The sequence below is a fragment of the Paraburkholderia mimosarum LMG 23256 = NBRC 106338 genome (assembly GCF_000739815.1).
Classification (GTDB): Bacteria; Pseudomonadota; Gammaproteobacteria; order Burkholderiales; family Burkholderiaceae; genus Paraburkholderia; species Paraburkholderia mimosarum.
On record NZ_BBJJ01000353.1, the window covers coordinates 1 to 731 of the forward strand.

Below are 731 nucleotides of genomic sequence, written 5' to 3' on the forward strand. Positions count from 1 at the left end.
CGGCGTTGTTGCGTAAATCAGGCGTAGCGACAACATGACCTCTGTGCTTTCAATCTCAGGCGATACGGACGGACTGCGGGCGAGCGAGGGCTACCATGCGGTTGAGCACGCCCACACGAATCGACACCTCGGTTGCCTGCGAGCCGGTCTGCCGCGCCCACAGGCAGGGACCCGTGAGCACCTTGAGTCGGTACATCAAGGTCTCGGCCAGCGAGCGCCGGTGGTAGCCGGTTGCCTGCTTCCATTCGCGCCTGCTGCTGCGCTCGATCGCATCGATAGCGGCATTGCGCCAAGCGGCACCGGGCGTGCTGGCAGGCCACGGCTTCGCTCCCTCACGCGGCGGAATCGATGGGATCGCGCCGCGCGCGGCGATCTGCGCGTGGCACGGCCTGGTGTCGTAGGCGCCGTCGCCACCGATGGTATCGATCAGCACGTCAGCCGGAATCTGGTCGAGCAGTTCGGGCAACACTTCGCCATCGCCTTCGTCCTGATGCGTCATCAGCGCGGCGCATATCTGGCCGGTGTTCGCGTTCATCGCGAGATGGACCTTGCGCCATGTCCGGCGCTTCGAATAGCCGTGCTTGCGCACCTTCCACTCACCTTCGCCGTACACCTTCAGTCCAGTGCTGTCGATCACCAGGTGCAAGGGAGCATCGGGGCGCTGCATGGGCAGCACAACCTTCAGTGTCTGTGCGCGACGGCTCAAGGTCGTGTAGTTCGGCACCGGCAAG

Annotated in this window: 1 protein-coding gene; it reads right to left on the reverse strand. The window is 64.6% G+C overall.

What is annotated here, in order from left to right; translation table 11 throughout:
* Positions 1-55: 55 nt before the first annotated feature.
* On the reverse strand, positions 56-731 hold a 676-nt coding region (locus tag BMI01S_RS37850), incomplete at its 5' end, for an IS5 family transposase (protein ID WP_042293637.1).